Source organism: Desulfotignum balticum DSM 7044, assembly GCF_000421285.1.
GTDB lineage: Bacteria > Desulfobacterota > Desulfobacteria > Desulfobacterales > Desulfobacteraceae > Desulfotignum > Desulfotignum balticum.
The window spans coordinates 1,944,223-1,968,438 of sequence record NZ_ATWO01000001.1 but is presented as its reverse complement, the minus strand read 5'-3'; the positions used below and the strand labels follow the sequence as shown (position 1 = coordinate 1,968,438).

Sequence of the window (24,216 nt, the reverse complement as noted above, 5' to 3'; positions counted from 1 at the left end):
TTTATTTGAATTTACCAGCCAGGTCATGGTCAATGACATAAATACAGACCTCATTGGCCCCCTGGCTGGTATAGCCGAATTTGGCGGACAAATTGTCAATGAGAAATGTCACATCCTTTTTGATGCGTTTGTCGTGGGTTTTAAATTTTTTGGTATCAAAATCTTTGATGGCGTTTCTGAAATTTTCATTGGCCACAAACGGTGCCAATACCTGTTTTTTTAAATTGTGAACATATTTTTCATGCAAAAATGCAAACACCCGGGTATCGGTGATAGATTTGTTCTGGATCATCATTTCCTGGGTCAAAGCACGGGTGGTAAATTCTTTGAGCACATCATTTCTGACCTGCTGCCTGGTTTTGGCATCCGGTTTTTCCGACAGAAACCGATTTTCAATGCTTTCTAAAAATGCGTCGGTCACATGCAGTTTTTCTTTGGTGAAAATGCATGTCACCACGGAATTGAGCTCATGGGTGACAGCGGAAATATAATGTTTAATGTCCCGGGCAATCTGGTCTTCATTGTAATAATACAACGATTCCTTGACCTGCTGGAGCACGGAATAATCATACATGCGTAGCAGACGGTTCAAAAACCCCTGAGGAAGCAGTTTTTCAGACTGATGGGTCAGCGTGTTGAAAAAAGTGCACAGATCCGTCATATTGATCAACCGGTCTTCTCTGGCATATTTGGAATAGAATTCATCAAAGATCTTGATGGCGTCCCGGCCGGACAATCCTTCCTGGCCGCAGGTTTCAGATTCCGCAATGATCTGTTTGAGCATTTTTTTGTCCAGACGGCGCACATCTTCATCATCCAGCCATTTGGGAACATTGCCTGAAAACAGTTCCATTTTCAGCAGCATGAGCTGGTCGTCACAAAAATTTTTATATTTTTCCGGCTGAGGGATCCAGGCTTCCAGGGCCGGTGATTTTTTCTGGCTGCGGGTACATACAATAATTCGGGCAAAATTGTCCAGCACCATGGGCAGAAAACTGCCGTCAATATGCCGACCGAAGATATCCATATAGATTTTGACTTCGGTCTTCCAGTCCAGCACATACGGAATATCAATATACCGGATCCGGTCTTCGAAAGAGGGAAAATCTATCAGATTTTTTTTGTCTTCCGGGTTCATCAGTGCAAAAAACAGGGCATCCACCCGCTCTTCCATATGTTCCACCTTATGAATGCCTTCGGAAATGATATTGTGCAGCGCCACCAAACGTTCGACATTATGGGATTTGATATCCATCAGCGCATAGATCCCGTTGTGGATCCTGGCAAAATAGGAATAGGTGTACTGAATGAGATTGGAATCCTGGAACAGCGAATTAATGCGGTTCTGGAGCATCTGATTGGAGATGATGTTGTGCTTGGCCGGCTGATCTCCGGGGTTGAACACGGAAATACCGTTGCCGATCCGCCGGTTCACATAATACGGCCGGGCAAAGAGCATGCTGAACACGGTTTTGGGGTCCTGAAACAGTTCGAGCAGGGTGTGATAAATAGATGAACACACCGTGCAGGTGTCTTCGGTAAACACCCATTCATATTCTTTTTCCGTGAACAGCTGCCACTTGAACTGATCATTTTTGATCAGTTCGTCAAGCACCCCGCGGCGCTGATCCTTGGGAATCACCAGAAACGGATTATCATGAGCCAGGCAGGGGATTTCAATAAAATCATTTTCCTGGACCCTCACGAACCGGTCTTTGATATGCGGGTCGCTGTTGGTCTCGGCTTCCTTTGTTTCCACCAGATGCATCCATTGTTCAAATGCAGATGGGGGAAATGAATGGCATTTTTCCTGGAGTTTCTTGATATTCAGGCGCCACACCACTTCATACCGGAGTCCTTCTTCCGTATTGGCGTATTGTTCAAATTTTTTGAGCAGATTGTTCAAAAATGTGCTTTTGCCGCACCCGTGGGGTCCGTGAAAAATATAGATCCGATTCTGCTGGGCTCCATGGCGCAGGTATTCCATCTGTTTCATGAACCGATTGGCAAACAGCATGTCCGGAAAATACGGATTGTCAGACCCTTCCACAAACAACCGGGTACAATCATACCGGGTAAAAATCGGCTCGGCCCGATCTTCGTCCATGGGTTCTTCATATTCATCCACATGCGCTTTGACCATATCATGAAACGACTGGAAAATATTTCTCAGAATCCGGGATGGATTGGCATTGAGCATATTTAAAAAGGTTTCAAAGGACACGGGCTGAAGACGCTGGTAATCCTGAATATTTCTGTTCAGCAACGACAGGGCCTGGTCCACAGATCCGTTGGCGGATGCAGTGTCTTCCATCATGGATTATAACTCCTGCTTGTGCAGTTTTCGGTCTTTCAGTACATACCGTACCCGTTTCCATTGAATGGGGGATTGCCGGGAGTCGGCCGTCTTGCCGGCAGCGCCTGGGTCCCAGAAGTTGATATACTGGGATCCGGGATGGGCAGCCGCGGACGGCACACTGGTTTCCAGATGAACCGGCCCTCCCCACAAAAATTCAATCCCGATCATGGTGTTTTCAATAAAATCCTGTTTCAACGGTTTGTTTTCAAATTGATGATTCAGATAAAGGACCCCGTTTCCGGTTTTTCCCTCGACAACGTAGATATCCGGTGGATGGTGCAGGGTATTGATGACCATTTGTTTGTAATCTGCCACTTTTTTGGACTTGATATAATACTGCCAGGTGTTGTGCTGGGGATTAAACCGTTTTCCGGCCACAAACAAATGGTGCCGATCCACAAATTCCTGGTCCACAAATGTATTGATAAATGAAAAATCTTCCATATTTTCCCGCACAAAAAAAATATAATCCATGCCCGTGTTTTTTGTGCAGTCATATTTTGTTCTTAAAACCGCATCTTTAAGCTGGAAATAATCCAGGGAATACCGGCCCCTGTCTTCCATTTCCTGAATATGCTCGAACAATCGAAGTCCTAAGGCATATGGATTGAGCCCTACTTTAGGCATGGCCGTGACCGTGGCATTGACCTTGGCGAAATCCGTTTCATGACCCCGGATCCGATCATCGTTCAGAAACAGATGTGCATGCCAGAAAGACGCCCACCCTTCGTTCATGGTCTTGGTCCGGATCTGGGGCTGAAAATACAAGGATGTGCTGCGGACAATATGAATCACCGATTTCATCCATTCATTTTCTTCCCTGTGCAAAAATGGAGAATACTTAAGAATATATTCCATGACATCCATCTTGACCGGTGAAATTTTTTGTTTTTCTTTCTGAAAAATTTCTTCGAATTCAGGATGTTGTTCAATCACTTGAGCAAAAAAATCCGCATGATCTTTCTGGCACTGATTGTACCGGTCAATTTCTTTTAAATACACATGCTGGGGTACTGATTTGATTTTCTGAAGAAACCGGTCAAAATAAAAATCGATTCGATCCGGCACATGGCCCTGTTCCCGGGTCAACGTCCGGTTGAGATCCCGGTGAAACCCCACCAGGTTGTCTATGCCTCTGGCAAATTCAATCACATAATCCACCCACCGGCCTTTTTCACTTCTCAACTGGGCGATGAGCCGTTTGTCCGCTAAGGCCTGGCCGGCCAGATCCACATCCCATGTATTTTTATAATACAGATTGTTTTGAAAAAAATCGATGTGGGCCAGTACATGATAAAAGATCATTACATTGAGCCAGTCCGGATTGTTGTCATTGTAAAACGAGATGGCCGGCCGGGTGTTGATCACGGTTTCATAGGGATTGGACGGATACGCCTCATACATGCCTTTGCCCGACAGGACCCGGACATCATGCACCCAGTAGTCATACAGGGTGGGAATCATTATTTTAGGAGACAGTTCGATCATGTCCCGGTTGGTGACGATATATTCCAGGGTTTCATCATCAAACCGCAATCCGGCATCCCGTGCCCGGAGTTTGCATTCTTCCATGATGCCTTTGGCATGTTGATTGACCAGTTCCATATGCAGCTCTTTTTTTCTGGTTGACCGGACCTTTCCGGTATCAGGATATCAACGTCTTGATTCCCTGAATGATTCTGGAATCATCCACATTTTCCCCCATGACATCCATTTTGATCAAATGACTGTGGCGGTCCAATACCCCGGAGTCTTGAATATATTTTTCCACTTCCGTTTGCTTGGTTCCGGTATAGGTGTGCTTGACCACTGAGATGCCGATCCGGGCGGCATAGGTAAGAATTTTTTCGATTTCAACCAACGTCTGCTTGCCGTCCTTTTCCCAGTCATCCCCGTCAGTACCGTAAAACACGTAAATATTGTAATCTCTGGCCAGGTTTTCTTTTTCCACGATCTCGTTGACCATTTGAAATGCGGTATACACTTTGGTGCCGCCGGCCACTTTATATGAATAGTATTTCTGGAAATCCGTCACTTCCCGGGCTTCGGTGTCATGGAGGATGAATCTGGTCTCCACCTGTCTTTCATACTGGTATACCAGCCAGGAATAGAGCATGACATGCTGGGATACCACGGTCTGGGTCACTTTTCCCCCCATGGAACCGGAATAGTCCCGCAGAAAAAAAACCAAAGCCTGGGATTCATATTGTTTTTCCCGGGACAGCACGCGAAAAATCAGATCCCGGGGAGACACCACAAAACCGGCGGTATCGATACGGGTCACATCCGGAATCCGCCCCAAAGACATATTGGTTTCCATAATTTTTTTCAATGTGGCTTTCTTGTCCAGAATCTGCCCCACACCTCTGTTCTTATCGGTGAGATCATACACATACCGGGCCAGAGCCCTTTTTTTGCCTTTGTCCTTTAAATTGGGCAGTTCAAAATCCTGGGACAACACCTTGCCCAGTTCATAGGCATTGGCTTCCATTTCATGTTCACCGCCCTGGCCTTCCCCGGGTCCTTCACCATCCCCTTCCCCCTGGCCTTCCCCTTCTTCGGGCCGCACCGGCTGTTCACCGATAACATCCCCTTCTTCCCCTTCACCGGTACCACCGGTGGGCTCTCCTTCCCCGGGCGACTGGTCGTTCAGCAGTGTATCATCGTGGACAAATTTTTCTTCCACCGTGGTGGGAACCACAATGATCTTTTCCCGGTTGCCGGCCCCGGGTTTGACAATCCGTCCGATGCGGATTTTGCGCTTGAACCCGTCTTCTTCCCTTTTTTTGTCCCGTTCAAGGAGTTCGTCCAGGGTTATCATGAGGATCCCCTTTGTTTAATTGTCATCTTCCTGGCTGCAAAAATATTCAATGGTTTTCTGAGCACAGGTCCGGCAGTATCCCAGTTTGTCGTTCATGGTGGTGATCATTCGGTCATACAGTTTCTGGTTTTCCTCATTGGTCCGGTTGGCCAAAGCGCCCACCAGGGATCCGGCCCCGGCGATATCGGATTTCAGACGTACATCGGTAATGGCCTTGACCAGTTCCAGGTTGTCCATGAAATCATAATTGGGATCCACCGACAATTTCTGGCCATAGATCTTACGGACGGAATTTCTGAAAGACGCCCGCTGTTCTTCGGTCTTCAGCCCCAGTCGTTCCTCCACATTCTTGATATACCGCTCATCGATTTTCAAGGCTTTCAGTTCACCGGTCTGGGGATCCTTGTATTTCCACATCATGTCCGGCCCCAGCTGTTCCGCATCCACACCGATGATCATGTTCACATAATTGAGCACATCTTTTTTAATGGCCAGCGGCTCGTCCATGTAGGCGTTGAACATTTCAGTCATGATCCGTTCCCGGTAAAGCCCTCGGGCGATTTTGAGATCTTCCATGTATTTGGCCCGATCGCCGGGTTCCTGCACATAATCCAGCACGGTCCGCTCCAGGGCTTTGAAAATATCCAGGGCAAACATACACTTGCCTTCATTGGTTTCCGATGATTCCAGCAGCAGCTGAACCGCTCTGCCAAGGTTCCGCTGTCCCAGCCCTTTCTGACCGAACCGCTTGGTGATATCGGTATCCTGATTCAACGTGTCAATCAGTTCCGCCAGGGTTTTCAGACTCTTTTCGCCCGCCACTTCACCGGCTGCCAGTTTCAAGGTCTCCACCGGGGTCAGTTTTTCCGATTTTGGCAGCCGCGTCAGTACCACGGCCACGGAGGCAGCATAATTAAGATTGGGGTCCTGATGAAGGATCTCATGGTCTAAGGACCGCTTCACATCCTTGCCGATGGCGTATTCGGTCAGGGTTTTCTGTATTTTGTAATCCGTGTTGTGGGCCACATAGCAGATGCGGCACCGATCCACGATGGGGGCTTCTTCCCGTTCGGACAAAAAAGTGTCAAACTCGGAATTGTTGCTGGTGGCGATAATCAATGTGTCAATGGGCCATTTGAACCCGTCCAGCTCAATGGTCCGATTCTGGATGACCCCCAGATAAACCTGGACCAGGTCTTTTTTGTTCTTGTAGATTTCATCGGCAAAATGGATCCCCCCGCCTGCCACCCGGGCAAGCGCCCCGCGTCTGAGATCGAACCGATAGGGGTTGTTGGTATCGGTGATGTGCAACAGCCTTTGAATGGATTCTTCGCCGATCAGGTCCACGGCCGAAGATGTGATCTTGTCTTTGGCCGGGTATTTTCCCGTGATGGTGCCTAAGCTTTCGATGAGCGGCACCGGCGTAATTTCCACAAATGAAAGCATTTTTTCGATATCATTGTCGCACAACTCCCGGATCTGGTTCCAGATATAGGCGGAACAGGCTCCCAGCGGGCGGTATTTGGCATAAATGCGTTCGATCTGGTGATCCGAGAATTTAAATTTTTTTGCCAGAAATTCCATGGAGCGGTCTTTGGTGGTCTCCAGGCTCATGGCCAGAATCATGGGATCTTCATAGGTCTGGGATTCAATGAACTGAATCTGACCATATCCTCCCACCTGATCCAGATGGGTGAAACGAAAGGTGAATTTCTGGTTTTCAGGAATGGATAAAAATTCCCGGTACCGGTCACACAGGTAATCCACAAAAAAAGTTTTGCCGTTTCCAGGCTCGCCCACCAGCACGAATGCCATCTCCCTGGACGATCCTCCTTCCGACGCATCCTTGACAAAGGAAACAAAAGCATTGATTTCGTCATACATGCCCACCAGGTGTTTTTTCCCCTGGCTGAACAGATTGAATTGATACGTGGATTTCCCCTTGACCGTGATTTTCTGAATTCCCGCATCCAGAATCATTCTGGAAACCCCCTGGAAGGCATCTTCAAATGCCCTTTTCCCTTTTTTCACTGCATCCACGTGTTCCAGTAAGGCATTTCCCTTTATTTTGGCAGCCATGTTGTCCTCCCCGGGTATCTACAGTGCCAGACATCCGCCTGACGGTGAGTTGAAAAAGATCTTGATCCTGATAAAAAAATATACCAATCTGTGTTTGGGGTGTCAAACGATTTGATCCGACATAGGAGGGAAACGCAGGAACCAAAGATTAAGACGGATCGCCTGATTTTTGCAGGGCCAGGATATGGCGGGCCAGCAACAGATCATGGGGGGTGGTCAGTTTGATATTTGCGGGATCTCCGGGGATGGTTTTGACATTGAACCCGGCATGTTCCATGACCGAAGCATCATCGGTCCCGTCAAACCCGGTGTCGGCCGCATGGTTCATGGCCTGTGATATCAGGTCCAGGCGAAACACCTGAGGCGTCTGTGCCCTGAACATTTGGCTTCGATCCACGGTTTTTACGATTTCCCCCCGGGCATCTACCTGCTTGAGGGTGTCGGTCACGGGCAGCACCGGGATGCATCCCCCGGTTTCCAGAGCGGTCTGCATGAGCTGATCCATGAGATAATGGGGGACAAAGGGCCGGACCCCGTCGTGAATGAGCACCAGACATCGTGCCGGATCCCGGACCAGTGCCATGGCCATGTCAATTCCATTTTGCACCGACGTCTGGCGATTCTTTCCTCCGGCAACCAGATGGATATGACAGGTAAATTGCCGGGGCGCAATCATCTGTGTCCGGCAGACATCCACATCTTTTTCAGGTACCACCAGAATGATCCGGTCCATGCCGCCATGCCGGTCGAACTGATCCAGGGTCCGAATCAATACCGGCTGTTTATCCAGAACCAGGTATTGTTTCTGGATTTGACCGCCCATGCGCTTGCCCTGCCCGGCGGCCACAACAACGGGGATGCATTGAATACCGGTCATGAATCAACTCAGGTAGGACAGCTGTTTGGGCAGTGGGATGCCTTTACCCATATGATCTTCACCATAATTGACATCAGCCAGCACCACCAGATCGTGCAACGCCCTGGAATCACCGGAAAACACCACGGTCTGATAATTTTCTTTTTTGATCTTTCCCCCGGCCCACTGAATATCCAGGACCGAAGATGCATCAAACCGGTCTTCGCCCACATGCAGAACCACCTCTCCGCCGTAATGCTGGACAATTTTTGCCACCAGCAGGCTGGGCCGGCTGTGAAACCCCCGGTCCATGGGAATGCTCACCTCAATGGATCCGGTTTCCATGTTCTGGTTCATGATCTGGGATGCCACCTGTTTTCCGGAGGACAAAAATTTCCATGCGTAAAACAGACAGAAATTTACAGCCCGATCCAGCAGTACATCCGGATCGATCAGTTCGGCCAGAGACTGTCTCACCCGCATGTATACATCCTTGAAACCGACGTCATACAAATGGCGTTCATAAAAATGCAACAGACGTCCCATCACCTGAAGGATGTGAAACACAATGGAAAAATGACTGCGCAGCTGTTCCAGAAGAATATTTTCTTCCTCGGACGGGGTTTTCACCACATAGGAATCAAAAGAAGACTGGATATTGTGTATCCGCATTTCAAAGCTGCGGATAATGACCTCGTTGATTTTTTCGGGTACCAGTTTATGAATATCTTTTAAATCATATCGTTCATAAAACGACAGCTGATCAAACGCCTTGATCACATCCAGAAATTCACTGGAGATTCGGGTCAGATTATTTTTCTGATTGTCCTTGGCCGTAAAATCATCAATATTGTGATTCAGATGTTGGGTGGAGGTGATTCCGGGAAACAAATTTAAGCTGTACCGGGAACCGGGGATGGTGATTTTCAGCCGACGGGCTTCGGCCAGAATCACCGGGGCCGTCAGTTTCAAGGAGTCTTGAAGAATCTGAAGGGTATCGGTGGCTTCCTGCTTGAACAGATCCAAAGGATGGCTGCCCAGCCGGTAAAAAGACAGGCGGTTCAGTATATGCCGCTGGGAATAGCAGGCCAGAGACAAATGCCGGACCAGTGCGCACAGTTCCCGGTAATACAGCCATTCTGAATTTTTTTTTGCCCCGTGGAAATCCAGAAAATCTTCCAGAATATGGGAGTTGGTGATCAGTTTGGAATACAGTTTTTTGGTGAACAGATAGGTGTCATCTTCAATGGAGTCAATGAATCGGATGCATTTGAGGAAATCAAATGAAAAAATATTGGCTTTTTCCAGAAAGGTAATATCACAGGTATCCATCATGGTTTACACAATTTTAACAGTTTCAGTCTTCTGATTTTGAAAAGTTTCGGCCTGACCGGCCCATAAGCCGAATTCTGTTACCGGATCCGGTTACCCGAAACCCGGTCAACGATCATTCATCTACGGGTGTACGTTGCCGTACCCCTTAAGCAACCTACCCGGAAACTTCGGACGGACCGCCCTCAAGCGTTTCCCTATTTGGTCTTGCACCGGACGGGGTTTACCAAGCTTTTCCAGTCACCTGGAAAACTGGTGCGCTCTTACCGCACCGTTTCACCCTTACCGACAGCCAGGGGCTGCCGGCGGTCTACTCTCTGTTGCACTTTCCTTCACGTCACCGTGACTCCACGTTATGGAGCGTCCTGTCCTGTGGTGTTCGGACTTTCCTCCCGGTCAACTGGGTCGACCCGGCGATCGTCTGGTCCGGTCAGACCGAAACGTTTCATTGTTCATCAATATGGTAAAGTATACGACTGCACTGGGGGCAGGAGATCATCTGGTTTCCCCGTTGCACCTCGATACACAGCTGGGGCGGCACATTCATGAAGCATCCCATGCAGGTCTCATTGCTGACCCGTGCCACTGCCTGTCCCTGATTCATTTTGGCAATTCGCCGAAACCGGGTCAGCAGGGCTGGATCCAGAGACTTTCCGATGAATTGCTGCTGTTCTTCAAGTTCGGAAAGCCGTTCCTTGTCTCCTAAAGTTTGCTCATCAATTTTCGCCTGTTCCGCCTGAACCTGCTCTTTGAGTTGTAAAAACTGAGACTGGGACTCATTGACCTGGACTTCAGCGGCTTCCCGCTGTTCATACAAGGTCAACACGTGATCCTCCAGGCTGTTTTTGCGCTTTTTGTTGTCATCCACTTCCCGGAGCAGCACCTGGTATTCCTTGTTGGTTTTGACCATTCTCAAGGTTTCGTTGCTTTTAATGATCCGGTCATTCACCACCTGTATTTCTTTTTCCAGGTCTGTGCATTGCTGCTGAATCTGTTCCAGCGCCTGTTTTTCAGCATCCAGGGCGGATTCAAATGCAGTCAGCCTGACGGCCAGTTCCTTTTTTTCATTTTCCACTTTTTCCACTGCTTGCCGCAGCTGGTTCATTTCCAGCTCAATCTTTTGAAGCTGGACCAAAGTGTCAATCTGTTTTTTCAATGTCTGATTCATAAAACGTCCTTATATGGATACAAATGGATCTGTTTCCCCGGCAAATGCCCGGATTTCCAGAGAGAACCCTGCCCGGGAAACCGCCTGATTCAATCGGCGGGTCAACAGGTCCTTTGCAATGATTTCCGAAGCAAAATGTCCCACATCGATCAATGCCTTGCCATGGGATTCGATCAGACGGGCTTCATGGTACTTGATATCTCCGGTCACATACACGGTGGCACCGGATGTCAGAAATGCGGGAATCAAACTGCCGCCGGAACCGGAACACACCGCAATATCATGGATGACAAGATCGGGATCCCCCACCACCCGGACCGGTTTCACGTTTAACTGCGATTTGATTCGATCTGCCACCCGGTTCAGAGAAACCGGTGCCGGCAGTGTTCCGATCCGCCCCAGACCCGTCAGGGCAGCGGAAGGAGAAAGTTCCTGATTATCTGCTTCCAGTGCCCGGGTGACCGTGATGTTCAATCGGTTTGCCAGATAATCATTCAGCCCGTTTTCCGCCTTGTCCAGGTTGGTATGCGCGCAGACGATCGCCATTTTCCGGGTGGCGGCCAACGCAATGGCCAAGCCGGGCATCATGCTGAAATCAATGGTTTTTTCCGGTGTGATAAACAATGGATGATGGGTCAAAATCATATCTGCCTGCCATTGTTGAGCCGCCTGGAGAACCGGCATGCCCGGATCAAGCCCGACCAGCACTTTTTGAACCGGCCATTCGGGATTTCCGGCACACAGCCCGCAATTGTCCCAGGATTCTGCCAGGTGCCATGGAGCAATGTCTGTATTGATCAGCGAAAGGATTTGTTTGACGGTGGGGGTCATGAATTCAACTGCCTTAAAACAAAAAAAGCGTGGCTGGTTGCCACGCTTTGAATTTGTCTCGCCCGGGTTGTCTTTTCAACAGGCATGTCATGCTGGACCTGCCCCCCTTTGCTTATCTCACTTGTGTTTGATTGTTCATCCATACGGTTTATACCACAGTTTTTTATTTTTTAGCGCTGCTTTATGTCTGAATGCCGGATGTGTCTGGTGGGCCCACCTGGATTCGAACCAGGGACCGACCGGTTATGAGCCGGTGGCTCTGCCAAACTGAGCTATAGGCCCATTCCCCATGGCAAACAAACAAACTTTATTTATTTATATTAAACCGTTGCACAAGTCAACATTTAATTTTCTATAAAGGTCTTCAATTTCTTGCTCCGGGTGGGATGCCGCAGTTTTCTCAATGCCTTGGCCTCAATTTGCCGGATTCTTTCCCGGGTCACAGTAAAATCCCGGCCCACTTCCTCCAGGGTATGATCAGATTTTTCCCCGATGCCAAACCGCATGCGCAGCACTTTTTCCTCCCTGGGCGTGAGCGTGGCCAGAATTTTTCTGGTCTGTTCCGCCAGACTGAAATCAATGGCCGCTTCGGATGGAATGGAAAATTTCTTGTCTTCAATAAAATCTCCCAGATGGCTGTCCTCTTCCTCTCCGATCGGTGTTTCCAGAGAAATGGGTTCTTTGGCGATTTTTAACACCCGTCTCACCTTATCAATGGGGATTTCCATTTTTTCGGCAATTTCTTCCGGAGACGGTTCCTTGCCCATTTCCTGCACCAGATACCTGGAGGTACGGATCAATTTGTTGATGGTCTCGATCATGTGCACCGGGATCCGGATAGTTCTGGCCTGGTCGGCAATGGCCCTTGTGATGGCCTGACGGATCCACCAGGTGGCATAGGTGGAAAACTTGTACCCTCTGCGGTATTCAAATTTGTCCACTGCTTTCATCAACCCGATGTTGCCTTCCTGGATCAGGTCCAGAAACTGCAATCCCCGGTTGGTGTATTTTTTGGCAATACTCACCACCAGGCGCAAATTGGCTCGAACCAGTTCCCGTTTGGCAAAATCCGCATTTCTCCGCCCTTTGTCAATGCCCTGGGTAATGGCACGCAAATCATCGGCATCTCCCTTGATCAACGCTTTTTTGGATGCCACCTGATCCATGACCGCCTGAATATCCTGATGAAGCAGCAGGGCCCGTTCCGGACTCATGTCGCTTCGGGCCGTGACCCACTGAACAAATTTTTCCGGGTCTGATGCCTGTTTGAGCATGGTGTCTTTCATCACATTGAACGTTCTGGCACAATTTTCCAGCAGTTTATCAACGGTATCGAACCAGACAATGGTATTGCGGATGCTTTTTTCAATGGTGTCCATGACATTGGATTCAAACCGCCAGCGTTTGAGTTCCTCGAATATCTGTTCTGTGCCTTCGTCGATTTCCTGTTGCAGCGTCTGATATTTTTTGGTGGATTTTCTCAGCTCGTAAAGCTGATCCCGCTTGTCCTGATTGGACTCATGAATTTGTTTGATGACTGCCAGAGATTCCAGAAATTTTTCCTGTTTTGAGGTCTCATCCACCACCCCGTCCCCTTCATCCACATCCCTTAAGACATGTTTGGGACGCATGGACCGCCGTTCCATTTTTTTTCCGTACAAAAAAATGGTGTTCAAAGAGATCGGACAATCCAGCATGGCCCGCAATACATCCCGTTCACCCACCTCGATTTTCTTGGCAATTTCAATCTCACCTTCCCGGCTCAAAAGCGTGACCATGCCCATCTCTTTGAGATACATCTTGACCGGGTCCGTAACGGCACCAAACTCCAGGTCCGCCCGTTCCCGGACTGAGGCAAATGGATCTTTTTTATCTCCTGTCGGCTTTTTCCGGTGTTTCAATTCCTGCCGGAGTTTTTCCTTTTTTCCCCTGGCTTTCACCCCGGGCCGATCCGATGACCGGGTACCGGCAGGTTTGTTTTTCGAAGGATCAAGATCCACCAGAGTGATGCCCAGTTCCTTGAATTGATCCACAATATCCTCAATTTGTTCCGGGGTCTTTAAATTACCGGATATGGCATCATTGATTTCAGTAAAAGAGAGTGTGCCGGCTTTTTTCCCTTTTTCAATAAGTTTTTCCATTTCCGCTTTGCCGATCATCCCGCTCTCTTCGGATGATATTGATTTATCTGCCATAAAACGCCTCCCTAAGGCTAAACGTTATTGACCATTATGTAATTGTCGGATTTCCTGCTGTTTTAATTTCAATAACTCCATCAAGTCAGTGTCACAGCTTTTTTCCGCACGTTTAATTTTTTCTGTCAGTCCACTGTCTTTTTTTTTTCTGATCCGGATAATCCGCTGAATAATGGCTGCAGCGGCATCTTTGAGATCCGTATTGTCATCCATTCCGTCAGTCATGGCCAAAGAGGCTATCAGCTCCCGATCCGCATCTGTTTCCATTCGGGTCATGATCCGGGTGACGAACGCATCCGGTGCCGGGTCGGCCTGAACCATGATGCGACCGATCCGGCACAGCTGTTGAGAATAAAAATGATCCAGCACACCGGAGTCCGCCACGTCTGAAATGATTTGGGGCCACTGAAGCATCAGAGACAGCAGCTGCCGCTCCCGGGGATCTGAAGCCAGCTCAGATTCCGATGGCTCCATATCCGGGTGCCGATCCACTATTGTCTTGCCTTTGATCACCTGTTCCCGGACTTTTTCCAGCACAGCCGCTTCATCGATATTCAGGGTTTCCGCCAGCTCGTTGACATGCAAAGACCGAAGCGCACTGTCCTGAATATCGGCTATATACGGAATTAAATCAGCCAGAACCCGTGCCCGTCCCGCCACGGAAGATCCGTGGGTGTCCATGGCCACCTGCCGCAAAAACGGCATCACCGACCGTGCCCGGGCCGCCAGGTCCAGAAATGCATCCGGACCGTGTTTCAACACAAAGGCATCCGGATCATCCCCTTTGGGCAGAATCAGTATCCGGGTGTCCACGCCTTCGTTCAGAAAGGTTTTGATGCTGCGCCGGGCCGCATGGATCCCTGCGGCATCCGAGTCGAAAACCAGCACCATGGCAGGGGCATATCCTTTGAGAATCCGCACATGTTCTGCAGTCAAGGCGGTGCCCAGGGTAGCCACCGTGTTTTTAATCCCGTTCTGGAACAAAGTGAGAAAATCAAAATAGCCTTCCACAATATGCACCACCCTTGCAGTGCGGCAGTGGGTTTTGGCAGCATGCAACCCGTACAGGATCCGGGTTTTGCTGTACACCGGGGTTTCCGGTGAATTCATGTATTTGGGCATTTGATCGTCCATGACCCGGCCCCCGAACCCCGCCACCTGCATGTTGATATCAAAAATGGGAAACATGATCCGGTTACGGAACCGGTCATAAAATCCGGATTGATTCTTTCGAGGGACCACCAGCCCTGAATTCAGTGCCGCCTGCCGGGAGATGCGCGCTTTTTTCAGAAAACCGACCACATCTTCCCATTGATCCACGGAAAACCCCAGGTGAAATTCATCCAGGGTGGCAGAAGTGATGCCTCTGTTTTCCAGGTACTTGCGGGCGGATTGACCGGAAGGTGCCTCACGCAGGCGTGCTTCATAATGGGCCATTACCTTTTGATTGATACGGAACAGGGTTTCTTTCAGTGCCAGCTGTTTTTTTCTGGCCGGATCCAGATGTTGAGTATCGATCACGATATTGTACTTTCTGGCCAGCATTTTGGCGGCTTCCGGAAAAGACAATCCGTGATATTTCATCACAAAAGACAGACTGTTCCCCCCGGCACCGCATCCGAAACAATGAAAAATCTGTTTGGCCGGGTTCACGGAAAACGACGGGGTTTTCTCTGAATGAAACGGGCACAGCCCGAAATAATTCTGGCCGGATTTTTTTAAAATCACCGATTCTGATACGATATCCACAATGTCGGATGAGTTTAGAATTTCTGAAATTTTTTCTTCAGGAATAAGCATTGCTTCAGGGATGGCTCCAAAATGTCAAAAACAGTGTTGCTATAGAACCTGAAAATAGGTATAAAACCTGAATTGTCAATCACCGGAATTCATGATTAAGCAGCGGCTGAAATCCGTATGGCTTCTTTCAGATCCAGGCTGCCCTCGTAAAGTGCTCGTCCTGTAATGACACCGGTGACTCCGAACCGGGCGATCTCACAGATGTTTTCAATGTCTTCCAGGGTGGCCACGCCCCCGGATGCGATCACCGGGATGGAAATTGCCCGGGCCAAAGCCGCTGTTTCCTGGATATTGGGTCCGGTCTGCATGCCGTCTCTGTGGATATCGGTAAAATTGATGGCAGTCACCCCTGATGATTCAAATGATTTGGCCAGATCCACGGCCCGGGTTTCAGAGGTCCGGCTCCAGCCTTCCACCGCCACCATCCCGTTTCTGGCATCAATCCCCACCACGATTTTTCCGGGGAACCGCTTGCAGGCCTCCCTGACAAATTCCGGCCGGTACACGGCCTCACTGCCGATGATGACTCTGGAAACCCCGGCTTTAAGATATTTTTCAATGGTTGAAATGTCCCGGATGCCTCCGCCCACCTGAATGGGGACCGTGACCTGATCCAGAATGGAAGTGATACTGTCAAAATTCACGGCGGATTTGGCAAACGCACCGTCCAGGTCCACCACATGAATCCATTGAGCACCTAAAGATTCCCATTTCACAGCCATGACCGCCGGATCGGCTGCATATTCAGTCGCGTCTTCCATACGTCCCTGGCGCAGGCGGACACATTTTCCCTGTTTAATATCAACTGCGGGTATGATGAGCATAAGTCTTGCCTTTTTGGTATCTGAAAAGGTTTAAAGCATCCCTTTGCTGGAAAGGGGGCGGCCGGCGGAATCGGTCTTCCAGGTGGCCTGGTGAAGCGCCCGGCCCATGGCCTTGAATATGGATTCCAGCACATGATGTTCATTCACCCCGTAATCCGCGTTGATATGCAGATTTAACCCGCCTTTGACACAGAATGACTGGAAAAACTCTTTGGCCAGATGCGCATCAAACGCGGTACCTGATTTCAGGTTATCAGGAAAATGGTAGACCAGATACGGCCGGTTAGACAGATCGATGGTCACCCGGGAAAGGGCTTCATCCATGGGCACACAACTGTCACCGAACCGCTGAATGCCAGTTTTGTCTCCCAGCGCATCAGACAGGGCCTGACCCAGCACCAGTCCGACATCTTCCACGGTGTGGTGCAGGTCCACGTCCAGATCCCCGGTGGCCATCAGTTTCAGGTCAAACCGGCCGTGCACGCAAAATGCGGTCAGCATGTGATCGAAAAAAGGGATACCCGATGAAATATCTGCCCGACCGGACCCGTCCAGATTCAGGTGGATTTCAATTTTTGTCTCCCGGGTCTGTCTTGAAACGCCTGCGTCCCGCACCATGAAATATTCCTTGAAAATAGGTGAAAACCACTGTCAGGTCGATGGTCCATCCGTATCAAAAACAACGTAAATGAAATGAATCCCCTTAAAATAGGCAAAACATGCGTTGTTGTCAAATAATTTTTATGTATTGACCACAATTATTTGATCAGAGAAATGATCTGCCTGAAATGGTCTCCTTTGGCCCGTTGCAGTAATTCAAAAAATATCATTTCCACCGAGGTAATCTGTGCACCGGCCTGAACAATCCGCTGCAGGCCCACGGCTTTGTTTTCCTGAGTTCTGGAGGACACGCAGTCCGATACCACCTGCACGTCACACCCTTTGACAACCAGATCCCGTATTGTCTGGAATACACAGATATGGGTTTCAATGCCGGCGACCAGCACCTGGCTCCGGGACAATGCCTCAAATTTCTCCATAAAAACCGGCTCGTTACAACAGGAAAAACTGTCCTTTGCAATGGGCGACTCTTCAGCCATCAACTGCTGGATTTCATCCACTGTGGGTCCGAGTTTCGAAGGAATCTGTTCCATCCAGAGAATGGGTATTCCTAAAATTTTCATTCCCTTGATAAAAATTTCCAGAGAATCAAATAATGTTTCATTGTCGCACATCATCCGGGCCAGTTTCCCCTGGACGTCCACCAATAAAGCAACGGTCTTGTCAATGGAAAACATATCGCGGTTTTGTTTCATAGGTCATACTCCGGTTTCGGCAGGCAAATGGTGAAGTGACTGCCCTGGTTGGGTTCGGATTCCACGTGGATGGTGCCATGGTGGGATTCCACAATACTTTTGACAATGGCCAGGCCTAAGCCGGTGCCGTTGATGAACCGGGTCTGCTCGTTTTTCACCCGGTAAAACCGGTCAAAAATATGTGTTTTGTCTTCTTCGGAAATTCCCAGGCCGGTATCCGCCACGTGAATATTGACACAATCATCACTTTGATCACACCACACATCGATTTTTCCGTTGGATGGTGTATACCGGATGGCATTGGAAATCAAATTGGACACCACTTCTTCAATATTGGTGCGATTGGCTATGACCGACAGCCCGTCCGGGCCGGGTTTCTGGGTCAGTCTTAAAGATTTGCCATCCGCCTGATCCCGAAAGAACTGAACCTGATCCTTGATCAATTGTCCCAGATCAAGGGTTTCTCTTTCCTGGTTGATAAGCCCGGACTCTATTTTGGACAGGTCCAAAAGTTCCGATGCCAGCTGAGCCAGAGACGTGATCTTGTCAGTACTGCGTTCCAGTATTTCAGTCTGTTTTTCCGTCAGATCTCCGGCCAGACCATCCAGAATTACTTTCATCTGCATGAGAATAGAGTTCAACGGACTTTTGATTTCATGGGCCACCATGGAAACAAAATCGGATTTGAGCTGATCCATTTTTTTCAGCGTGGTGATGTCATGGAACACTGTGACCGCCCCCAGGTTCCGGTCAAGCCGGTCCCGGAAAGGAAAACAGCGGATGCCAATGATTTTTTCTTCTTTGCTGTCTTCCGGGATCAGGTTCAACTCGTCTGTAATTTCCGAAAAATGTCCGGATGTCTGGGCAAGGGCCTGATCAATCATTTCCAGAATCCGGGGATGCGAGACAATGTCGTTGACATGCCGGCCGATGCAAGATCGATTTTTGGATCCGATCATGTTCAAAAATGCCGGATTCGCCAGAACAATACTTTTTTGATGATCCGTGGTCAGCACCCCTTCTTTTAAGGTATTGACCATGACACGCATCCGTGTTTTTTCGCTGGCAATGTCCTGAAGGGTTCGGATGAATTCAATGGCCTTGGAAATAACCACCCGCAGTTCCTGGGGGGAAAACGGTTTGGACAGAAAATCAAACGCCCCTTTTTTCATGGTTTCAATGGAATGCTCCAGGGTGGCATATCCGGTAATTACAATGATAACTGTGTCCGGATGGCGGGCCTTGATACCGGTCAGCACGTCCATGCCGGACATGCCCGGCATCATCAGGTCCAGCAGCACGATATCAAAATGGGCATCCTCGATCATTTTCAGCCCTTTGATACCGTTATCCGCCAGGGCCACCTCACACCCTTCCTGGGTCAGCAGCCGGTGGCAGGCCTTCTGGATTCGCTCTTCATCGTCCACCACCAGAACTTTTGGTCGAAACGAAAACGCATCCGTCACTGTTTCCTGTGCTGCGTTCGCCATCTGTTTTTTCTCTACCGCTTCCGTATCTGAATCTGACATCGCTTGTTCCATCCTGTTGTTCAATTTTTTAACTCGATACAATCATGCAGATCCCGGGGGATCACAAAAATGGGGGCCGTCTTCACTGGGCACATACATGGGGAATTCAATGATAAATGTGGTGCCTTTGGTACCGGTTTCCTTGACTGAAATCCGTCCCCCGTGCTCTTCAATGATACCATAGACAATGCTCAGTCCCAACCCCGTGCTTTTTCCGACTTCCTTGGTGGTGAAAAACGGATCAAAAATTTTGGACAGGTTTTCTCTGGGTATCCCCTCACCGGTATCTTTCACCTCCAGAAACACTTTTTTGTTGGGCTTGTCCCGGTATGTGGACAAAGAAATTTTGCCGCTGCCTTTCATGGCGTCCGCCGCGTTGATGATCAGATTGATGATCACTTGATTGAGCTTACTGACATCCGCATGAATGAGCATCATCTCATCGTCCAGAAACCGCCGGACCTGAATGTTGCGGAATTTTTTCTGATCACGAACCAGTTTAAGGCTTTGATCCACAATTTCATTGATATGCACGATTCGCTTGTTGGAATCGGTACTCCGGCTATAGACCAGCAGGCTTTTCACGATATTTTTGCACCGGTTGGCATCTTCCACGATATATGTGAGATCGGCTTTGGCATCGTCATCTAAGTCCGGTCGTTCCAGCAGCAGGCTGGCATAAAACAAAACCCCGGTAAGCGGGTTGTTGATCTCATGGGCCACACCGGCAGCCAGCTGACCCAGAGAGGCCATTTTTTCAGACTGGGCCAGCTGTTTCTGGGTTTTTTTCAGCTCTTTTTCCACCTTGATCTTGTCTTTAAGATCGTTGTAGATGGCCATGGTGGCAGATTCGTTGCCGTTCTCGTCATAGATGATGGCAGCCGACATCTCCACTTCCACTTCTTCTCCCTTGGCATTGACAATGGTGGTTTTTGGAATGATCAGTTTGCCCCTGCCCCCGATTTTTTCATCCCTGAGCATCCGCATGATTTCCTTGGCCTTGCCCGGCGGATACAGCTGTTCCGTATGCGTGATGGTTCCCTCCCCACCGTTGTAGGCACCGAACAGTTCTTTGGCCACGGAATTCATCAATTCAATCCGGCCGGACCGGTCTGCCGCTACAATTGCACTGGCAGATGAATAAATGACCCGGGTGATAAATTCTTTCACACCGATCAACTGGCTTTCAAGGGATTTGGTCCTTGTAATGTCCCGGATACTGGAAAGCACATACGCCACTTCCTGGTGATCGTCGAAAATCGGGGAAAATACCCGCTCTTCCCATTTGTATTGGCGTTTCAGGGTATAGGAATGGGCTTCTTTGTTTTCTATGACCCGGGATATGGGACAATCCCGGGATTTGCACGGTGTGTTTTTATACAAAAAAGAATGGTAACATTTTTTGCCCAAAATATCTTCAGGTGTAAGCTTATAGGTGTCATAAAATTTCTTGTTGGCACCGACCACACTCTTTTCAAGATCAATGATCACCGAGGGAAAAGACAGGGCATCAAAAATCCGGACCCGCCAGAACAAATCCTGGGGACGCAATGTATCATTTTTCATGGGGCTTCAAATCCTTTTTCCAGCGCAGTTTGTGCGACCACTCCCTTTCCAGACGGAACCACCAGGCTGACACTGGCCCCGGCGCAGGCTGCGACAAAAAACGGAATCCGATCAACATCCAGGCAGTTCAAAGCCGTCTGCAAAATTCGATACCGGTCTCCGAAATGAGGGCCGTGGAACGTAATCAGGTCCACAAAAAAGCCGTCTCCATCATTGCAGCTGGTGTCTGCGTCAACGACAAAGCAGGCATCATAAATGGGTCCGGAGACCTGCACCACCGACACCAGATGAAATATTTCTTCTGATGCAATGGGCGGCATCCGTGTCTGCATGGTTTGCATGAGTTGATCCAAAAATCCTTGGGTGTAAAGCAAATATTTTTTTCGCACCAGCTGAAAACCATAGGTCTTGATTTTTTCTTCTACATACGTGGACCGGGTTTCCGGATATTTTTTCAACAATGCGGATATATCCTGATCAATTTCCTGGATATAGGGGGTATGGGAACAAGGAAGGTCAAAGGTATTTTCAAGTAATGTGATCACCCGGTCCTGAAAACAGGCATCTATGATCACACTGACCACTGCGGGAGAGGACACCAGATGATGAAACGGAATCCCGGCCGATCTCAGCATTTTTATCAATATGCCAGGGACTTGAAAACGATTGCGATGGGGATAGACAGACACCTGGGTCACGGATCCCAAAGGGGTGATGTCTGAATCATCAACTGAAAGCCGGGCAACCTTCTCCCGGTATCTGGATTCCACACATCCGGAAAAATAATAATGGGTTTTCCGTCGGTGCAACCCGGCACAAACCATATTGATCCGCTGGATCGACAGGGCTTGACACACAGGGGTCAAAGGATGGACATCCGGTGAAAACTGGCCTATCCATACCATTCCCGGCCCCAGACGAATGCCGTTAACAGGAATCGGTTCCATTTTTCAAACACACACAGACATTTTTAAAAAAAGACCGGATGGCGAAAAAACAAGACCGGTTTTTCCGCCATCCACAGTCTTTGTCCATGCAGGCTGGATAGACAAGGCAGATCGATCAGCCGCAATGATCAGAAACGATCTCCATCAATTCATCCAGATCGATCGGTTTGGGAATATAGTCATCGGCCAGCGTTGTTTTGCCGTCATGATGGGTGTAGCTGGTGGTTTTCACTGAATCCGCCACCGCAGTCAGCAAAACAACGGCAATGTCTTTGAGTCCTTCATTGTTCTTGATTTCCTCGCAGACATCCCACCCGTTTTTCCGGGGCATCATGACATCCAGTATCACCAGGGCCGGCTTTTCTTCATTGATTCGATCCATGGCTTCCACACCGTCATAGGCTTTGGCAACCCGGTAGTTTTTGGCCTCCAGCTTCATGGACACCGCTTCCACCAGATCCGGGTCATCATCCACCACCAGAATGAGTTTTTGTTCGCTCATGTTATGATCTCCTTATCACTGTTTTTGTCACCTGCAGCTAAACCTTGGGCCTGGGATACAGTCCTGCCTTTTCCACGATCTGGGGTACTTTTTCTTCCCATTCAATGGCCATGATATGAAATCCGTGAACACCCTTGACCTGCTTGAGACGTTCAATCGATTCCACGGCCATCTTAATGCCTTCTTCCGGCTGCTGCTCTTTGGGCACCCCTTCCAGCCGTTTGATGACATCATCCGGAATATCCATTCCAGGCACTTTATTTTTCATATACCGGGCCATGCCCACGGATTTCATGGGCGTGATGCCGGCCAGGATGTGGACCTGCTCGTCCAGGCCCCGTTCCACGACCCCTTTCATCCATTCTTCAAATTTATCAAGATTAAAAATACATTGTGTCTGGATAAAGTCAACGCCTGCCTTGACTTTTTTGGCCAGGCGCATGACACGCAGTTCAAACGGGTCAGCAAACGGGTTGGCTGCCGCGCCGATGAACATCTTCGGGGGGCCATCGATCTTGGCACCGCCCTGGAACAGGCCTTTATCCCGCATCTGCTGGACCATCTTGATCATTTGCACGGAATCGATGTCAAATACGCCCTGGGCCATGGGATGGTCCCCGAACTTGGCATGGTCCCCGGACAGGCACAGCATGGTGTTGATGCCGAAGGAATACGCCCCGAGGATTTCGCTCTGCATGGCCAGGCGGTTTCTGTCCCTGGACACCATCTGGATGATGGGATCCAGCCCCATCTGTTTGATGAGGATGCCGGCAGTGCACGAAGACATCCGGACCATGGCGGTCTGGTTGTCGGTCACGTTGATACCGTCCACATGATCTTTGAGCAGGGCCGCTTTTTCCGTGACCTTTTCCGGACGGCACCCCCTGGGTGGCCCGCATTCCGAGGTCACTGCCAGTTCACCGGATGCCAATACCTTTTCAAGTCTGCTGTCTGTCTTCATTATGCCAAATCCTCCCTGATAATTGTCCCGGGTCCGCCGGCGCCACCAGGTCTCCAGTCTTTTGCTTCCATCAATTCCTCATACCGGGATTCCATTCCCAGTTCCTTGAGCCGTTCCCAGATCAGGCGCCAGGCGCAGTCGATATCCGGGCTGACCTCGCACTGCCCGTTGGATGTGCCGCCGCAGGGGCCGTTGAACAGATGTTTGGAGCACCGGGCCACCGGGCAGATGCCGCCGGTGATGCCTAAAACGCAGTCACCGCATCCTTTGCACCGTTCGGACCATACGCCCTGGCTCAAAGACGCGCCCATGAACCGGGTGTTGACCGCGGGAAACACAGGGGTTTTCTTGAACCGGGCTGCAATGGTCTGAACGCCGCAGCCGCAGGCCATGGACACCACGGCATCTACGCCGTCGATATACGGGGTCAGTTCTTCCACGTATTCCGGATCACATTGCCGTTCCAGGGTGATTTCTCTGATATCGATATTTTTGCCCTGTTTCAGATGGTTCAGATGCAGGGCAGATGCCAGCAGGCCAACCTCTTTTCTGCCGCCTGCCGCACACACTGTCACACATTCATTGCAACCCACCAGGAGAATTTTGCTGTATGGGGCAATATACTGGATGATTTCCTGTATGGGTTTTTGTTCTGCTGTAATCATATGTTTTCTCCGAAGAAATATGTAAACATCAACTGGCAGCCTTATCCACGGCCCCGGTCCTGCCGGGGTTCGGTCCCAGTTTTTTTATGGTTTCCGTAAACTCTTTGGCCACTTGGGCAAATGCTTCTCCCATACCGGCGGACATGTTGTACATGGCCACCCGTTCCGGTTCCCAGCCCAGTTCGGTGAGCAGTTTCTTGACCCGGTTCACCCGGGCTTCGGCCCGGACGTTTCCATTTTTAAAATGGCAGTCACCTGCCAGACATCCTGCCACATACACACCGTCCGCCCCCTTTTCCAGGGCTTTCATCAGGTGAATGGCATCCACTTTACCCGAACAGGGCACCCGGATGATCTTCACGTTGGAAGGATATGATATCCGCTTGCTGCCGGCCATATCTGCGGCCGTATATGCACAGTAATGACAGCAGAATGCGACAATTTCAGGTTCAAAATGTTCCATCG

At 49.4% G+C, this 24,216-nt stretch carries 20 protein-coding genes, 1 tRNA gene and 1 other RNA gene; all 22 read right to left on the bottom strand.

Annotated elements, in window-relative coordinates; all coding sequences use genetic code 11:
* Position 1: 1 nt before the first annotated feature.
* Positions 2 to 2,317 carry a serine protein kinase PrkA gene (locus tag K365_RS0110000; RefSeq protein WP_024334451.1) on the bottom strand — a complete coding sequence of 772 codons (2,316 nt, stop codon included), beginning with the start codon at positions 2,315 to 2,317 and terminating at the stop codon, positions 2 to 4.
* A gap of 3 nt (positions 2,318 to 2,320) precedes the next feature.
* Positions 2,321 to 3,964: a SpoVR family protein gene (locus tag K365_RS0109995; protein WP_024334450.1), complete on the bottom strand. Its 1,644-nt coding sequence runs from the start codon at positions 3,962 to 3,964 to the stop codon at positions 2,321 to 2,323.
* A gap of 40 nt (positions 3,965 to 4,004) precedes the next feature.
* Positions 4,005 to 5,180, bottom strand: a complete 1,176-nt coding sequence (locus K365_RS0109990; RefSeq protein WP_024334449.1) for a DUF444 family protein — start codon at positions 5,178 to 5,180, stop codon at positions 4,005 to 4,007.
* 15 nt (positions 5,181 to 5,195) lie between these two features.
* Positions 5,196 to 7,259: a serine protein kinase gene (locus K365_RS0109985; RefSeq protein ID WP_024334448.1), complete on the bottom strand. Its 2,064-nt coding sequence runs from the start codon at positions 7,257 to 7,259 to the stop codon at positions 5,196 to 5,198.
* A gap of 148 nt (positions 7,260 to 7,407) precedes the next feature.
* Positions 7,408 to 8,136 carry a 2-C-methyl-D-erythritol 4-phosphate cytidylyltransferase gene (gene ispD / locus K365_RS0109975; protein ID WP_029725129.1) on the bottom strand — a complete coding sequence of 243 codons (729 nt, stop codon included), beginning with the start codon at positions 8,134 to 8,136 and terminating at the stop codon, positions 7,408 to 7,410.
* 3 nt (positions 8,137 to 8,139) lie between these two features.
* Complete coding sequence (locus K365_RS0109970) at positions 8,140 to 9,450, bottom strand: HPr family phosphocarrier protein (protein WP_024334446.1); 1,311 nt, start codon at positions 9,448 to 9,450, stop codon at positions 8,140 to 8,142.
* 47 nt (positions 9,451 to 9,497) lie between these two features.
* Positions 9,498 to 9,881, bottom strand: an RNA gene (rnpB, locus tag K365_RS26995) — RNase P RNA component class A.
* A gap of 11 nt (positions 9,882 to 9,892) precedes the next feature.
* On the bottom strand, positions 9,893 to 10,615 hold the full coding sequence (locus K365_RS0109965; RefSeq protein WP_024334445.1) for a zinc ribbon domain-containing protein: 723 nt from the start codon (positions 10,613 to 10,615) through the stop codon (positions 9,893 to 9,895).
* A gap of 9 nt (positions 10,616 to 10,624) precedes the next feature.
* Complete coding sequence (locus K365_RS0109960) at positions 10,625 to 11,446, bottom strand: Nif3-like dinuclear metal center hexameric protein (protein ID WP_024334444.1); 822 nt, start codon at positions 11,444 to 11,446, stop codon at positions 10,625 to 10,627.
* A gap of 205 nt (positions 11,447 to 11,651) precedes the next feature.
* Positions 11,652 to 11,728, bottom strand: a tRNA-Ile gene (locus tag K365_RS0109955).
* A 62-nt stretch (positions 11,729 to 11,790) separates the two neighbouring features.
* On the bottom strand, positions 11,791 to 13,641 hold the full coding sequence (gene rpoD, locus K365_RS0109950; RefSeq protein WP_024334443.1) for an RNA polymerase sigma factor RpoD: 1,851 nt from the start codon (positions 13,639 to 13,641) through the stop codon (positions 11,791 to 11,793).
* 24 nt (positions 13,642 to 13,665) lie between these two features.
* Positions 13,666 to 15,441 carry a DNA primase gene (gene dnaG, locus K365_RS0109945; RefSeq protein ID WP_024334442.1) on the bottom strand — a complete coding sequence of 592 codons (1,776 nt, stop codon included), beginning with the start codon at positions 15,439 to 15,441 and terminating at the stop codon, positions 13,666 to 13,668.
* A 95-nt stretch (positions 15,442 to 15,536) separates the two neighbouring features.
* Positions 15,537 to 16,265 (bottom strand): 1-(5-phosphoribosyl)-5-[(5-phosphoribosylamino)methylideneamino]imidazole-4-carboxamide isomerase, encoded by a 729-nt coding sequence (hisA, locus tag K365_RS0109940; protein ID WP_024334441.1) that lies wholly within the window; start codon positions 16,263 to 16,265, stop codon positions 15,537 to 15,539.
* Positions 16,266 to 16,295: 30 nt separating this feature from the next.
* Positions 16,296 to 16,883 (bottom strand): imidazoleglycerol-phosphate dehydratase HisB, encoded by a 588-nt coding sequence (gene hisB / locus K365_RS0109935; protein ID WP_024334440.1) that lies wholly within the window; start codon positions 16,881 to 16,883, stop codon positions 16,296 to 16,298.
* A 140-nt stretch (positions 16,884 to 17,023) separates the two neighbouring features.
* Complete coding sequence (locus K365_RS0109930; protein ID WP_084489797.1) at positions 17,024 to 17,581, bottom strand: isochorismatase family protein; 558 nt, start codon at positions 17,579 to 17,581, stop codon at positions 17,024 to 17,026.
* Positions 17,578 to 19,110, bottom strand: coding sequence for an ATP-binding response regulator (locus K365_RS0109925; RefSeq protein WP_024334438.1), 1,533 nt, complete (start codon positions 19,108 to 19,110; stop codon positions 17,578 to 17,580). Before K365_RS0109925 ends, K365_RS0109930 begins: the two co-directional genes overlap by 4 nt.
* Positions 19,111 to 19,152: 42 nt before the next feature.
* Complete coding sequence (locus K365_RS0109920) at positions 19,153 to 20,676, bottom strand: PAS domain-containing sensor histidine kinase (protein WP_024334437.1); 1,524 nt, start codon at positions 20,674 to 20,676, stop codon at positions 19,153 to 19,155.
* Complete coding sequence (locus tag K365_RS0109915) at positions 20,673 to 21,623, bottom strand: hypothetical protein (protein ID WP_156887704.1); 951 nt, start codon at positions 21,621 to 21,623, stop codon at positions 20,673 to 20,675. The genes K365_RS0109920 and K365_RS0109915 overlap by 4 nt, the downstream gene beginning before the upstream one ends.
* 115 nt (positions 21,624 to 21,738) lie before the next feature.
* A complete protein-coding gene (locus K365_RS0109910; protein ID WP_024334435.1) occupies positions 21,739 to 22,125 on the bottom strand; it encodes a response regulator transcription factor in 387 nt (128 codons plus the stop codon).
* Positions 22,126 to 22,162: 37 nt separating this feature from the next.
* Positions 22,163 to 23,086, bottom strand: a complete 924-nt coding sequence (locus K365_RS0109905) for a methylenetetrahydrofolate reductase (RefSeq protein WP_024334434.1) — start codon at positions 23,084 to 23,086, stop codon at positions 22,163 to 22,165.
* Positions 23,086 to 23,751 carry a methylenetetrahydrofolate reductase C-terminal domain-containing protein gene (locus K365_RS0109900; RefSeq protein ID WP_006966328.1) on the bottom strand — a complete coding sequence of 222 codons (666 nt, stop codon included), beginning with the start codon at positions 23,749 to 23,751 and terminating at the stop codon, positions 23,086 to 23,088. Before K365_RS0109900 ends, K365_RS0109905 begins: the two co-directional genes overlap by 1 nt.
* Positions 23,752 to 23,779: 28 nt before the next feature.
* The gene (locus tag K365_RS0109895; protein ID WP_006966327.1) at positions 23,780 to 24,214 is read right to left on the bottom strand and encodes a hydrogenase iron-sulfur subunit; all 435 of its coding nucleotides are present in this window, start codon (positions 24,212 to 24,214) and stop codon (positions 23,780 to 23,782) included.
* Positions 24,215 to 24,216: the final 2 nt, after the last annotated feature.

What these genes read in the sequence shown, in the direction of transcription:
- K365_RS0110000 (WP_024334451.1), bottom strand. Translation starts at nt 2,317, where the DNA reads ATGATGGAAGACACTGCATCCGCCAACGGATCTGTGGACCAGGCCCTG.
- K365_RS0109995 (WP_024334450.1), bottom strand. Translation starts at nt 3,964, where the DNA reads ATGGAACTGGTCAATCAACATGCCAAAGGCATCATGGAAGAATGCAAA.
- K365_RS0109990 (WP_024334449.1), bottom strand. Translation starts at nt 5,180, where the DNA reads ATGATAACCCTGGACGAACTCCTTGAACGGGACAAAAAAAGGGAAGAA.
- K365_RS0109985 (WP_024334448.1), bottom strand. Translation starts at nt 7,259, where the DNA reads ATGGCTGCCAAAATAAAGGGAAATGCCTTACTGGAACACGTGGATGCA.
- ispD (WP_029725129.1), bottom strand. Translation starts at nt 8,136, where the DNA reads ATGACCGGTATTCAATGCATCCCCGTTGTTGTGGCCGCCGGGCAGGGC.
- K365_RS0109970 (WP_024334446.1), bottom strand. Translation starts at nt 9,450, where the DNA reads ATGATGGATACCTGTGATATTACCTTTCTGGAAAAAGCCAATATTTTT.
- K365_RS0109965 (WP_024334445.1), bottom strand. Translation starts at nt 10,615, where the DNA reads ATGAATCAGACATTGAAAAAACAGATTGACACTTTGGTCCAGCTTCAA.
- K365_RS0109960 (WP_024334444.1), bottom strand. Translation starts at nt 11,446, where the DNA reads ATGACCCCCACCGTCAAACAAATCCTTTCGCTGATCAATACAGACATT.
- rpoD (WP_024334443.1), bottom strand. Translation starts at nt 13,641, where the DNA reads ATGGCAGATAAATCAATATCATCCGAAGAGAGCGGGATGATCGGCAAA.
- dnaG (WP_024334442.1), bottom strand. Translation starts at nt 15,441, where the DNA reads ATGCTTATTCCTGAAGAAAAAATTTCAGAAATTCTAAACTCATCCGAC.
- hisA (WP_024334441.1), bottom strand. Translation starts at nt 16,265, where the DNA reads ATGCTCATCATACCCGCAGTTGATATTAAACAGGGAAAATGTGTCCGC.
- hisB (WP_024334440.1), bottom strand. Translation starts at nt 16,883, where the DNA reads ATGGTGCGGGACGCAGGCGTTTCAAGACAGACCCGGGAGACAAAAATT.
- K365_RS0109930 (WP_084489797.1), bottom strand. Translation starts at nt 17,581, where the DNA reads ATGAAACAAAACCGCGATATGTTTTCCATTGACAAGACCGTTGCTTTA.
- K365_RS0109925 (WP_024334438.1), bottom strand. Translation starts at nt 19,110, where the DNA reads ATGTCAGATTCAGATACGGAAGCGGTAGAGAAAAAACAGATGGCGAAC.
- K365_RS0109920 (WP_024334437.1), bottom strand. Translation starts at nt 20,676, where the DNA reads ATGAAAAATGATACATTGCGTCCCCAGGATTTGTTCTGGCGGGTCCGG.
- K365_RS0109915 (WP_156887704.1), bottom strand. Translation starts at nt 21,623, where the DNA reads ATGGAACCGATTCCTGTTAACGGCATTCGTCTGGGGCCGGGAATGGTA.
- K365_RS0109910 (WP_024334435.1), bottom strand. Translation starts at nt 22,125, where the DNA reads ATGAGCGAACAAAAACTCATTCTGGTGGTGGATGATGACCCGGATCTG.
- K365_RS0109905 (WP_024334434.1), bottom strand. Translation starts at nt 23,086, where the DNA reads ATGAAGACAGACAGCAGACTTGAAAAGGTATTGGCATCCGGTGAACTG.
- K365_RS0109900 (WP_006966328.1), bottom strand. Translation starts at nt 23,751, where the DNA reads ATGATTACAGCAGAACAAAAACCCATACAGGAAATCATCCAGTATATT.
- K365_RS0109895 (WP_006966327.1), bottom strand. Translation starts at nt 24,214, where the DNA reads ATGGAACATTTTGAACCTGAAATTGTCGCATTCTGCTGTCATTACTGT.